Source organism: Corynebacterium nasorum, assembly GCF_022345765.1.
In the GTDB taxonomy this organism is placed as follows: domain Bacteria; phylum Actinomycetota; class Actinomycetes; order Mycobacteriales; family Mycobacteriaceae; genus Corynebacterium; species Corynebacterium kefirresidentii.
Genome location: NZ_JAKRDR010000001.1, coordinates 261567 through 273908, shown reverse-complemented (window position 1 = coordinate 273908; position 12342 = coordinate 261567). Strand labels below are relative to the sequence as shown.

The 12342-nt window shown below is 57.0% G+C and carries 12 protein-coding genes; 8 read left to right on the top strand and 4 right to left on the bottom strand.

Features of this window, described 5'->3' with window-relative positions:
• The first annotated feature begins 49 nt into the window (after positions 1-49).
• Positions 50-586 (top strand): DUF3093 domain-containing protein, encoded by a 537-nt coding sequence (locus MHK04_RS01275; protein WP_034655386.1) that lies wholly within the window; start codon positions 50-52, stop codon positions 584-586.
• Between the two features lie 121 nt (positions 587-707).
• Here the strand turns inward: MHK04_RS01275 and MHK04_RS01270 are convergent, their stop codons facing one another.
• Together MHK04_RS01270 and MHK04_RS01265 are read right to left on the bottom strand one after the other, a co-directional pair.
• On the bottom strand, positions 708-998 hold the full coding sequence (locus MHK04_RS01270; protein WP_023021404.1) for a DUF4193 domain-containing protein: 291 nt from the start codon (positions 996-998) through the stop codon (positions 708-710).
• 112 nt (positions 999-1110) lie between these two features.
• On the bottom strand, positions 1111-1998 hold the full coding sequence (locus MHK04_RS01265; RefSeq protein WP_200288990.1) for an inositol monophosphatase family protein: 888 nt from the start codon (positions 1996-1998) through the stop codon (positions 1111-1113).
• Here MHK04_RS01265 and ppgK point away from each other — a divergent pair.
• Together ppgK and MHK04_RS01255 are read left to right on the top strand one after the other, a co-directional pair.
• Positions 1997-2755: a polyphosphate--glucose phosphotransferase gene (gene ppgK / locus MHK04_RS01260; RefSeq protein WP_239204135.1), complete on the top strand. Its 759-nt coding sequence runs from the start codon at positions 1997-1999 to the stop codon at positions 2753-2755. The genes MHK04_RS01265 and ppgK overlap by 2 nt on opposite strands.
• Before the next feature lie 200 nt (positions 2756-2955).
• Positions 2956-4434 carry an RNA polymerase sigma factor gene (locus tag MHK04_RS01255; RefSeq protein WP_086587550.1) on the top strand — a complete coding sequence of 493 codons (1479 nt, stop codon included), beginning with the start codon at positions 2956-2958 and terminating at the stop codon, positions 4432-4434.
• A gap of 82 nt (positions 4435-4516) precedes the next feature.
• On the opposite strand, the gene MHK04_RS01250 is transcribed toward MHK04_RS01255, so the two are convergent.
• Positions 4517-6283, bottom strand: a complete 1767-nt coding sequence (locus MHK04_RS01250; protein ID WP_086587549.1) for a DEAD/DEAH box helicase — start codon at positions 6281-6283, stop codon at positions 4517-4519.
• Positions 6280-6564 (bottom strand): DUF3039 domain-containing protein, encoded by a 285-nt coding sequence (locus MHK04_RS01245; RefSeq protein ID WP_275434179.1) that lies wholly within the window; start codon positions 6562-6564, stop codon positions 6280-6282. Before MHK04_RS01245 ends, MHK04_RS01250 begins: the two co-directional genes overlap by 4 nt.
• A 104-nt stretch (positions 6565-6668) precedes the next feature.
• On the opposite strand from MHK04_RS01245, the gene MHK04_RS01240 reads away from it, so the two are divergent.
• The 5 genes from MHK04_RS01240 (at position 6669) to MHK04_RS01220 (ending at position 12282) form a co-directional block, all read left to right on the top strand.
• Positions 6669-7043 carry a DUF3099 domain-containing protein gene (locus MHK04_RS01240; protein ID WP_023021398.1) on the top strand — a complete coding sequence of 125 codons (375 nt, stop codon included), beginning with the start codon at positions 6669-6671 and terminating at the stop codon, positions 7041-7043.
• Between the two features lie 15 nt (positions 7044-7058).
• On the top strand, positions 7059-8630 hold the full coding sequence (locus MHK04_RS01235; protein ID WP_239207621.1) for a DUF7782 domain-containing protein: 1572 nt from the start codon (positions 7059-7061) through the stop codon (positions 8628-8630).
• A 43-nt stretch (positions 8631-8673) separates the two neighbouring features.
• Positions 8674-9117 (top strand): D-aminoacyl-tRNA deacylase, encoded by a 444-nt coding sequence (gene dtd / locus MHK04_RS01230; protein WP_239204147.1) that lies wholly within the window; start codon positions 8674-8676, stop codon positions 9115-9117.
• Positions 9118-9473: 356 nt separating this feature from the next.
• Positions 9474-10862 (top strand): SLC5/6 family protein, encoded by a 1389-nt coding sequence (locus MHK04_RS01225; RefSeq protein WP_239207620.1) that lies wholly within the window; start codon positions 9474-9476, stop codon positions 10860-10862.
• A 46-nt stretch (positions 10863-10908) separates the two neighbouring features.
• Complete coding sequence (locus MHK04_RS01220) at positions 10909-12282, top strand: L-serine ammonia-lyase (RefSeq protein ID WP_239207619.1); 1374 nt, start codon at positions 10909-10911, stop codon at positions 12280-12282.
• Positions 12283-12342: the final 60 nt, after the last annotated feature.

Sequence of the window (12342 nt, the reverse complement as noted above, 5' to 3'; positions counted from 1 at the left end):
TGCCTTAGCAGGTTCATTCTGTGGTGCGTGTGGACTAGACTAGCTAGACGTGTCTGATACATCTGCTTCTTCCGCAACTCCGGCACCGTCGAGCTCCGCTTCTGCACAGGGCACGATGGCCCCTCAGGTGCTCTACCGCGAACGCCAATGGGTGCCTTGGTACTTTTGGCTTTTTGCCGCCGGCATCGTGGCACTTACTTCTGCTACCGCCGGGCTAAACCGCTCCATGTGGTGGACCATTATTCCTGCAATACTCCTTGGCGCCATCGCCGTGTGGGTACTTATTACGTGGTCCAATACGGTCATCGTGGTAGAGCGTGACCCAGACGGAACGCGTTGGCTCTCAGTCAAAGACGCCCAACTACCCAACGACGTGGTCTCGCGGTCTATCACGGTTCCCAAATCTGCACGGCGTAATGCGCTAGGCCCGCAATTCGATCCCGCGGCGTTCTTGGTCTCCCACGCTTGGGTGGATGAGCACGCCATGATGGTGCTCAATGATCCTGAGGACGATACCCCTTATTGGCTCATCGCTTCGAAGGACCCAGAAGCTTTACTCCATGCCTTCCTGCCGGAACAGCACTAAATTTTAAAGATTTTGTAGGCATCCTCGAACCGGCAGATTCGAGACGGCCACAACACCAAACCCCGCACTCGGCTTTAAGCAAGTTGCCGTGTGCGGGGTTTCTTTACTGCTGCGACTTCCTTTAAGCACAGTCCTTACAGATAGGCTGGCCATCCTCATCGTGGGAATAGCGCTTATTGGACTGCACTAGGAAACAAGAGCCGCAAGTAAACTCGTCTTCTTGGCGGGGAACTACCTCAACATTGAGCTCCTCACCGGTAAGGTCAACTGTTGGCGGCTGGAACGATTCGACGATTTCTCCGTCATCGTCCATGCCGTTGTTGTCGCTTTCAGCGGCTTTGAGCCCCTCTAGGGAGTCAGTTTCGAGTTCATCTTCCGCGCGCCGGCGCGGTGCGTCATAATCGGTGGCCATAATGCACGCCCCTAATGGTCAAATTGCTTTAAGGAATGGGTAATTATCGATCGCGCATAGTAAAGCACAAATGGCTAGATGTCATCTCACCGGCCGTTAGCGTGGAAAACTATTACCCCCGCAACGCGCCTGTGGCGTTGTGTGCTGCCAAAAGTTCCTCAAAGGCGGGGGCCAAATCTGCCCCCGCGGCCCAGGTAAGTTCGCCCTGAGCAGACCCCTTCTCAAAGCCTGGATGGTGCACCACCGCGCCTGCTTCGCGGGCAATAATTGCCCCGGCGGCAAAATCCCAAGCATTGATGCCGTGCTCAAAGTAGGCATCAACCGTGCCCTCAGCTACGCGACATAAATCCAGCGCGGCAGCACCGATGCGGCGAATATCTCGTACCTGGGGCAAGAGCTTGGTGAGCAGCTCGGCTTGCGCTGCTCTCCGTTGGGCATCGTATCCGAAGCCAGTGGCTACCAATGCCAACGCGGGATTTTTGGTGTGGGCGCACTGCAATGGGTGCGCCTTCCCGTCCGGGCCGGTGACCGTGGCGCCCTGACCGGCCGCGGCTGCATAAGTGCGCCCGCGGGCCACGTTGACCACCGCGCCAGCTACCAGGCGCCCCTGATATTCCGCACCGATAGAAACTGCAAAATCCGGCACCCCGTAGAGGAAATTTACGGTGCCATCAATCGGATCCACTATCCAGGTAACACCGCTGGTGGATTCCACATTGGCGCCTTCTTCCCCAAAGATTCCATCCCCTGGGCGTTGGGTACGAATGGTGGTGGCAATGAATTCCTCTGTGGCGGTGTCGACCTCAGTTACCGGATCCACATCACTGGACTTGGTGCTGGTATGCGCCGCGATGCCATCACCGGCGACAAGCTCTGCGCGCCGGGCGGCAATTAGTTCGGCCGCTCGCGTGGCGGTAGAGACGGCAAAATCCCGCAATTGGAGAAAATCGATGTGCTCAGTCATGCCAACTATTGTGCCTTCTTCTACACTGTCGGGCATGACTACTCTTTCTGGACATTCTTTTGGCGTCGATGTCGGCGGTTCGGGCATTAAGGGCGCAGAGGTGGACCTTGCCACCGGCGAATTCGTGGGCGAGCGTATGAAAATCGCCACGCCGCAGCCATCGACTCCGCACGATGTTGCCAAGGTGGTAGCCCAGATCATCCAGGAAAAGCAGTGGGAAGGCCCAGTAGGCATTACCCTGCCTTCCGTTGTCCGCAACCAAGAGGTAGAAACGGCAGCGAATATTTCCAAGGAATGGATTGGCATTAATGCTACAGAGCTATTCGCTGATTACTTGGATGCGGATTTTGCCGTGCTTAACGACGCCGACGCGGCGGGACTAGCCGAGGTTGCCTACGGAGAGGACATCGCCAAGCAGGGCTCCGTAATCTTTTTGACTCTGGGGACCGGCATTGGTTCGGCCTTCTTCTTGAATGGTCAGCTCTTTCCCAATACCGAGCTAGGGCACATGCTGGTGGGCGATGATGAAGCCGAAAGGATTGCATCTTCGGCCGTCAAGGACCGCGAAGGGCTCAAGTACAAGCACTGGGCTAAGCGGTTAAATAAGGTCCTTGCGGAGTATGAAAAGCTTTTTAACCCGCAGGCTTTCCTCATTGGGGGTGGTATCTCGCGCAAGTTTGAAAAGTGGGGCCCGCACCTTGACATTGCCACCCCCGTCAGGCCTGCACAATTGCGCAATCGTGCAGGGATTGTTGGTGCCGCAATGGCGGCGGTAGAGGGCTTGAAACCATAAAATTTATGCACTGCTGGTGACCCTATCCACCGGCAGAGTAGAAAGATCCTCTATACTGGGCGGTCGATCCTAAGTTAAATAGCTCTAAGGCGTGTCTGGCCTGCATAAGGCCACAGCGCGTTAACATCACAGTGATGGACGAGCACCCAGCTAGGGCGCACTGAGCTGTTTTAATCAAGAAGTAAGTCGAAAGGGCGTACGTGGCAGCCACTGAATCTTCAGACCAGGCACTCGGCGAGGGCGAAAACGCCGCCGGGGCATCTACTCCTGCAAAGAAGACCGCCAAGAAGACGGCAAAGAAAACCGCGAAGAAGACGGCTAAAAAGACGGCCAAGAAGACCGCTAAGAAAACAGCCAAAAAGACTGCGAAAAAGACCGCTAAGAAGTCGGCCAAGAAGACCACTAAAAAGTCTGCTAAGAAGGCCACGAAGAAGACGGTCCGCAAGTCCGCGGCGAAGAAGCAGGAATCCCCCGCTGAGTCCGAAAAGCAAGCACAGCCGGAGGTAGAAGAAGAGCTCGACGAGGACGAGCACGACGAAGACGTCGACTTCGATCCCACCAATGCGGACATCGAGGAAGATGATGACTTCGCAGGCGGTGAAGATCTCGAGGACGAGGACCTCGAAGAGGACTTGGACGAAGACGATGAGGACGATGACGAAGAAGAGGACTCCTCCTCCGTCTGGGACGAGGAAGAATCCGCTGCACTGCGTCAGGCACGCAAGGATGCGCAGCTGACTGCCTCTGCTGACTCCGTTCGTGCCTACCTCAAGCAGATTGGTAAGGTGGCCCTGCTCAACGCCGAGCAAGAGGTTTCCTTGGCCAAGCGCATCGAGGCTGGTCTTTACGCACAGCACCGCATGGATGAGATGGAAAAGGCCCGCGCCGAAGGCGATAAGGCCGCTAAGCTCTCCCCCATGGAAAAGCGCGACCTGCGCAGCATCGCCCGCGATGGCCGCAAGGCCAAAAACCACCTGTTGGAGGCGAACCTGCGTCTGGTGGTTTCCTTGGCAAAGCGCTACACCGGCCGCGGCATGGCTTTCTTGGACCTCATCCAAGAAGGCAACTTGGGACTTATCCGCGCTGTGGAGAAGTTCGACTACACCAAGGGCTATAAGTTCTCTACTTACGCCACGTGGTGGATCCGCCAGGCTATTACCCGCGCCATGGCTGATCAGGCTCGTACCATCCGCATCCCGGTCCACATGGTGGAAGTCATCAACAAGCTGGGCCGTATCCAGCGCGAGTTGCTGCAGGACCTGGGCCGCGAGCCTACCCCGCAGGAGCTGGCAAAGGAGATGGATATCACCGAGGAAAAGGTGCTCGAAATCCAGCAGTACGCCCGCGAGCCCATTTCCTTGGATCAGACCATTGGCGACGAAGGCGACTCCCAGTTGGGTGACTTCATCGAGGACTCCGAAGCCGTTATTGCGGTCGACGCTGTCTCCTTCACTTTGCTGCAGGATCAGCTCCAAGACGTGCTGACCACCCTCTCCGAGCGCGAAGCCGGTGTGGTGCGCCTGCGCTTCGGCTTGACCGATGGCATGCCGCGCACTTTAGACGAAATCGGCCAAGTCTACGGCGTTACCCGCGAGCGCATTCGCCAGATCGAATCCAAGACCATGTCGAAGCTGCGCCACCCCTCTCGCTCCCAGGTATTGCGCGATTATCTCGACTAATCGTTTTACGTGGACAAGAACAAAGCCCGCACCTTTCTGGTGCGGGCTTTTGCGTAGCTGCCCTCAGGCGGTTGTGGCCAAACTACCACTTGCGCAGGTATTCGATGCGCTCGCGTAGCTGCTCAGCGTTGCACAGCGCGGTGGGCGGTCCACCGCAGGCCTTGCGGACCTCGGTGTGAATAGCACCGTGGGGGCGGCCAGAGCGTTGGGCGGCGATAGAAACCACCGTGTTGAGCTCCTTGCGCAGCTGGCCTAGCTCATCGACGACTCCGGTATCGCTTGACTCAGCTTCCACAGCCTTCTTCCGCGAGGCCGGGGCATAGTCCATGCCATAGAGCTTGCGACGGTGAGCCTCCTCGGCCTCAGCCGCGCGCCGCGCCTTTTCCTCCGCCTCGCGGCGGTCCATTTCCTCAGATTGCTTCTTGCGCAGCAGATCCTTGACTTGGTCTGCATCGAGCAATCCGGGAATACCAAGGAAGTCGGCTTCTTCATCCGTGGTCATGTCCCCAGTGTTGAACTGAGAACCGTTATAAAGCAGGCCTGAGAACTCTGCCTCGGCACCAAGCGACTCATAAGACTTCTCCAGCATGTCCGGTTCGGTCTTCTTCTGATTCGCTTGCTCTAGCAGCTCATCGTCCCAGCCCTCCTTGTCCGGCTTTTCCTCACCCAAAACGTGATCGCGGGACTTTTCCATATTTTCGGCCAAGCCCAGCAAGACAGGCACCGAGGGAAGGAAAACGGACGCCGTCTCACCCGGCATGCGCGAGCGCACGAAGCGGCCGATGGCCTGGGCGAAAAAGAGAGGGGTCGATGCCGAGGTAGCATAGACGCCCACCGCTAGGCGCGGGACGTCGACGCCCTCGGACACCATGCGGACTGCCACCATCCACTCATCGGTGGACTCCGAAAATTCCTGAATGCGGTCCGAGGAGCCGGGATCATCAGACAAAATCACCGACACTGGTGTATTGGAAAGCTGCTTGAGGATCTTGGCATAGGCGCGTGCGGTCGTCGTATCCGATGCCAACACGAGGCCACCGGCATCCGGCATATTGCGCCGCATTTGCATGAGCCGGGTATGCGCTGCCTGCAGCACTGCAGGGATCCATTCGCCCTTGGGGTCCAACGCGGTGCGCCACGCACGGGCGGTTTGCTCCGCATTCATAATGTCACCCAAGCGCGCGGCATGTTCCTCGCCAGCCGAATCCCGCCAGCGGGCCTCGCCGGAGTAAGAGAGGAAGACAACGGGGCGCACGACGCCGTCGGCAAGCGCATCGCCATAGCCATAGGTATGGTCCGAGCGAGAGACCTTGTGTCCCTCCCCGTCGTCTACATATTGAACAAAGGGAATGGGCGAGTCATCGGAACGAAACGGCGTACCCGTCAGCGCCAAGCGATGGTTAACGTCATCGTAGGCCTCCTTGACACCATCACCCCAGCTCTTGGCATCACCGGCGTGGTGAATCTCATCCAGGATCACCAAAGTGCGCCGGGCAGAGGCCACCGCGCGGTGCTTGAAGGGGTGCATTCCTACCTGCGCATAGGTCACCACAATGCCATCCATCGAAGGATTGACAGCAGAAGAATTGCTAAACGCAGGATCCAACGCTAAACCTACTCGCGCGGCAGCGCTAGACCACTGGGTCTTGAGGTGTTCGGTAGGCACCACCACGATAACGCGTTCGACCGTGCGGTCTTCCATAAGCTCGGTTGCGATGCGCAGCGCGAAGGTAGTTTTGCCGGCGCCCGGAGTCGCCACCGCCATAAAATCCTGCGGCTTAGTGGCGAGGAATTTATCAAGGGCGGATTGCTGCCAAGCGCGAAGGTTAGTCTTTTTAAAAGTCCTCACTTGCGGCGCAGACCCTTATACACACGCTCACAATCGGGGCATACCGGAGAACCCGGCTTTGCCTGCTTGGTCACCGGGAAGGTCTCGCCGCATAGGGCAACGACATACTTGCCGTTGACCGCGGAATCGAGGATGTGATCCTTTTTGACGTAATGGAAGAACTTCGGCGTGTCATTATCCGTCGTCGAAGTGTCTTCACGAATATCTGGCCGTTCAATTGTCTTCGTAGTCGTAGTCACGTCCTCTATTTTGCCGCATCGGCATCGAACTTTGCGAGTCATGCGTCTACCCTTGGAGAACATGGACACCTCATGCACGCCAGCCACTGCGCCCCTTTCCCCATATCGAGGGATGACTACCGCGCGCGAGGGGAGCCGAGTTTAGGTTGTTTGGCAAAAAAGAGCGCTACCTCATCACAGATGCCAAGCTCACGCCTGGCCAGGACCGTAAGCGCCGCGAAATTCAGTACGGAATCTTCCAGTTCTTGCGCGTTCCTTCCTTGCTCATCGCCGGCTTTTTCCTCTATATGCATTGGTGGCTGCTAGCCGCAATCGTTGTGGGCGTGACTTTTCCCCTCCCGTGGATCGCCGTGGTAATTGGGAACGGCCGAGGAGAAAAGAAGGATAAGCGCGAAAAGAATGTGTACAAGCCAGCCGTAAATCGGCAGCTTTATGGCCAGACACACGCACCACAGGTCTCCAGCGGCACGGCGCGGCCGATTGAGGCTAAACACGACATCATCGACCACGAAGAAGAGTAAAGGAATCCTGCCCACATGACGACTACTTTTGGACCCGATTTCGATGCCGCGGCACTGGCCACGTTGGCCCCTGAACTTGCGGACGTCTTTACCGCCGCAGGCTTTACCACCGATGGCGTGGCCGGGTACCTAGGGCCGGAGGTTACTGAAGCCCTATTCCGCGGCGAGCCGGCACCTGTTTCGCTAGCCGCGCACAGCGAATCTCAGATGGACTTGTTGATCCGCTTTTTCCTCCTGCACGAGCACCTGCCTGCCACGCTTTTGGGTGAGGCCGTAGGAGCGCGCCTGGCTACCCAGTTGCTGGATGCCAAGGTTGCGCTTGCCGACGCCCACGGCATGGCCTACATTGCCCTCGACATCCGCCCCCACACCATCGTGGGCGCTAACCGGCTCATCTTCTCCGACGTCGATGCCTCCCTCGTGGATCACGTACCCGGCCCTGACCATGTGCTGGGAGTAGGCGCGGCGAGTCTCTCTTTGCTGCAGTCCACGCCAGTAAGTCCAGTCAGCAGCGTTCTCGATCTGGGCACCGGCTCGGGTGTTCAATTGCTGGGGCAAATCGAATGCGCAGAAAAAATCACCGCGACCGATGTGCATGAGCGTGCCTTGGATTTGGCCACGGCCACCATCGCGGCCGCTGGTGAGGGCGACAAAGTGGAATTGCTCCCTGGGTCATGGTTTGAGCCCGTAGCTGGTCGCCGCTTTGACCGTCTAGTAGCTAACCCGCCTTTTGTTGTAGGCCTTCCCGAAGTGGGCCACGTCTACCGCGATTCCGGATTAAACCTCGACGGAGCCAGTGAATTGGTTGTCTCTCAAGCCACCGATCACCTGACGCCCGGCGGAACCGCTCACCTTCTGGCTGCATGGGTACACACCAGTGGCGAAACATGGCAGCAACGCGTTGCTTCCTGGTTGCCGGATAAAGGGATCGCCGCCTGGGTCATTCAGCGCGACGTTGCCGATCCCGCACTTTATGTGTCCACCTGGCTCGAAGATGAATCCCTCGATATTCGCTGCCCTGAGGGGCAAGAGCGCTCTCGCGCCTGGCTCGAACATTTCCAGGAACACGAAGTAAACGGCATTGGTTTTGGTTTCGTAGCTATTCAACGCATCGGTGACGATGAGCCTGCAGATATCTTGGCCGAAGAAATGCCGCAGGCCTTCAGCGATCCGCTTGGCCCCGAAGTAGAAGAATACTTTGCCCGTGTGGCGTGGCTGCGCGATCTTGTGCCGGGAGAACTGCAGGGAAAGCACTTCCAAGTAAGGACCGGCTTGGCACGCGAAGATATCGGCACCCCAGATGAAGATTTGGGACAGGGATTCACCCGCGCCGCCTTGCGCCTAACCCGCACAGACGGCCCGCGTTGGAGCCACGAGGTAGATGAACACATTGCCGCAATTGTCGCTGGTCTCAACCCACAGGGTCTGAACCTAGAAGAGACAATTGGGCTGTATGCGGCGGCGCACGGATTCGATGAGGAAGGACTCACCGCCGCTGCCCTCCCCGCAGTCATCGATATGGTCCGCCACGGTCTGCTTATCCCAGCAGATCTCCTCTTGGACACCGGTTCAACGAACCTTAGCTGATACCGCATTTTCAACCCACTGGATAGATAAGGAGAAGTAAGCGGTGCGCGCAGTTTTGACTCGAGTTTCAGAGGCCACAGTAACCGTCGATGGAGAGACCGTCGGGGCCATTGATTGTCCCGATACCGGCGGTCTTCTCGCGCTCGTCGGCGTCTCGCGCGAGGATATGGATGATTGGCAGCCTCGAGCAGAGAAAATGGCGCGCAAAATTGCAGAACTGCGCATTCTTGACGGCGAGGTCTCGGTGATCGATGCCGCAGCTCCGGTACTAGTAGTGAGCCAATTTACTTTGTATGGTCGCACTGCCAAGGGGCGACGCCCTTCATGGGCGGATGCCGCGCCAGGTCCGGAAGCTGAGCCGGTTGTTTCAACGATTATCAACCACCTCAAGGAACGCGGCGTGTCAGTAGAAACAGGCCAATTCGGGGCTAAAATGCGCGTCTCCTCTGTAAATGAAGGCCCTTTCACCGTTTTAGTTGAGACGTAATTTGCGCGCCCTTCTCCCGCCCCAACGATCCTCAAAACGTATTAAGCAGTACTTTCATTAGAGCACTTGTGACTAGTGCCACTCTCGGTGAAATTATATGGAACAAGCCATAAAGAACGGCAGATTGCAAATTTTTCGAGAGTGATAAATGCCCTACCTGTAGTGCAATAATTTATTATCATCCTGCAAGTTTCTGTTCTATACTGAAGGCACAGCGAAGCAAAAGGGCTGGACAAGCAGGATGAGAGAACTTTTCTCAAGGTCCTACTAACGCAAAGTTGAATGAGAATCTTTTTCTCAGTCACGGTTGCAGAAGCCCAAACGCTTCGGCCGACCAACTAGATGTAGGAAAGAAAATGTCCCACTCACTCAAGCGGCGCAATTCAGCCCAGCACCCAGAAAACAGGGCAGAAATGCCCGAAACCCCCAAGACAGCCGCACCGGCTCCTGGCATCGACACCCCCTTCGATGGCCAGAAGGGCGCACCGAAGTGGAATAAGGAAGACACCGTATGGATGCTCTCCCTGTTCGGCACCGCCATCGGCGCCGGCGTCCTCTTCCTCCCCATCAACGCCGGTATCGGCGGTATCATCCCGCTGCTCATCATGACGGTCGTAGCACTGCCTATGACCTACTGGGCTCACCGCGGAATGACCCGCTTGGTACTGTCCAGCTCCAAGCCAGACGGTGACCTCACGGACGTCGTCGAAGAGCACTTTGGCAAGAAGGCCGGTGTTCTCATGAACATCCTGTACTTCCTGTCGGTCTACCCCATCCTGCTGGTTTACTCAGTCACCATCACCAACACGGTCAACTCTTTCCTGGAGCACCAGCTCGGCGTTACCCCGCCGCACCGCTGGCTAACCTCTCTCTTGCTCGTTGGTGGACTCATCTTGATTGTCCGCATGGGCAAGGACGTCGTGGTTCACGTCATGTCCTACCTGGTATACCCGTTCATCGGCATCCTGGTTCTCCTTTCCCTTTACCTCATCCCGAAGTGGAACACCGCACTCTTCGATTCCTTTGACCTAAACGTTGCTCGCGAAGCCTCTGGTCACGGCATGGGCGTTACCCTGATGCTCTTGGTTCCGGTTATGGTCTTCTCCTTCAACCACTCCCCGATGATTTCTTCCTTCGCCGTTGACCGCCGCCAGACCTACGGCAAGTTCGCAGAAGCCAAGTCCCGCAAGACCCTGCTCCGCGCTGAGATCCTCATGGTCGTCGTGGTTATGTTCTTCGTCTTCTCCTGCGCCCTGAGCCTCTCCCCGGCTGATATGGCAGAAGCTAAGGCACAAAACATCACCATCTTGTCCTACCTGGCCAACCACTTCGATACCCCACTTATCCAGTGGATTGCTCCTATCATCGCCATGATTGCAGTTGCTAAGTCCTTCCTTGGCCACTACCTCGGCGCAGCCGAAGGCTTCGAGGGCCTCATCGTCAAGGGCAGCAAGAACGCAAGCAAGGATGACGCACAGTCTGCTCACAAGCTCGACACCATCACCCTCATCTTCATGCTGGTTACCGCTTGGCTCGTCGCTTGGGCTGACCCGTCCATCCTGGGCATGATTGAAACCCTGTGTGGCCCAACGATTGCCATCATGCTCTTCATCATCCCGATGGTCGCTATCCACAAGGTTCCTGCTCTCAAGCGCTACAAGGGCAAGGCTTCCAACTACTTCGTCTTCTTCATGGGCCTCGTCGCCCTAGCAACCATCATCTACTCCATCGTCCACGCCTTCTAAGCCCCGCCGTAGACGAGAAATTCGCAGAGGATTCAAGGAAAGAACAATGTTCATCAGCATCTTCGATATGTTCAAGATTGGTATCGGCCCCTCAAGCTCACACACCCTAGGGCCAATGAAGGCCGGCAAGGCTTTCGTAGACGAGCTCAAGGAAAAAGACCTCTTTGACAAGGTCACTCGAGTGCAGGCAAATGTCTACGGTTCCCTTTCCCTCACGGGTATCGGCCACTCCACCGACAAGGCCATCCTCCTCGGCTTGGCCGGTGAAGAGCCAGAGACCGTTGATATCGACGGCATCTCCGAATTCATGAAGAACGTCCGCAGCAGCGAGAAGCTCATGCTGGGCGGCACCCACGAGGTAGAATTCCCCAAGGACGGCGGCTTCTTCTTCCACGACGAATACCTCCCGATGCACGAAAATGGTATGTGTCTTATCGCCTTCGCCGGCAAAGAGGACATCCTGCACAAGACCTACTACTCGGTCGGCGGCGGTTTCATCGTCAAGCAGGAAGACTTTGCAAAGCGGCAGGACGTCAAGGTTGATATCCCCTTCCCATATGCCAGCGCTGCAGAAATGCTCGAACTGTGTGAAAAGAACGATATGACCCTCCCCGAGCTGGGCTTGGCCAACGAATTGGCACTGCGCTCTGAAGAGGAGGTCAATGAGCACCTGCGCAAGGTTCGCGATGTCATGTACACCGGCATCAAGCGTGGTTCCTCCACCGATGGTCCGCTGCCTGGTTCCCTGCTCGTTCCGCGTCGCGCGGCTGCCCTTAAGCGTCGTCTTGAGCAGTCCGAACCGCACGATGGTTTGAACATCCTCAGCTGGGTAAACATGTTTGCACTGGCTATCTCCGAAGAGAATGCAGCCTGCGGCCGCGTTGTTACCGCTCCTACGAACGGCGCCTGTGGTGTCGTCCCCGCAGTCCTGGCTTACTACGACAAGTTTGTCGAGCCAGTTACCACGGAGATGTTCGCTGACTACATCTTCGCCTGCAACCAGATTGCTTCCCTGTACAAGATGAACGCTTCCATCTCTGGCGCTGAGGTCGGCTGCCAGGGTGAAGTTGGTGTGGCGTGCTCCATGGCTGCCGGCGGACTCGCCCAGCTCATGGGCGCTACCCCAGAGCAGGTATGCATCGCAGCTGAGATTGGCATGGAACACAAGCTTGGCTTGACCTGTGACCCAGTCCTCGGACAGGTTCAGGTACCCTGCATTGAGCGTAACGCCGTTGCTGCGGTCGACTCCATCACCAGTGCTCGCATGGCGTTAGAGCGTGAGAGCAAGCCGTGTGTTTCTTTGGACGAAGTCATCTGGACCATGTACAAGACTGGTAAGGATATGAATGCCAAGTACAGGGAGACCTCACAAGGTGGTCTGGCCCTAGCAGTTCACCCACCAGTCCCGGTGTGTGGATAAAGACCACCCTGTAATGAAGCGATGAGCCGGGTGAGCACAGCGCTAAGCCGCTAGTGTTCA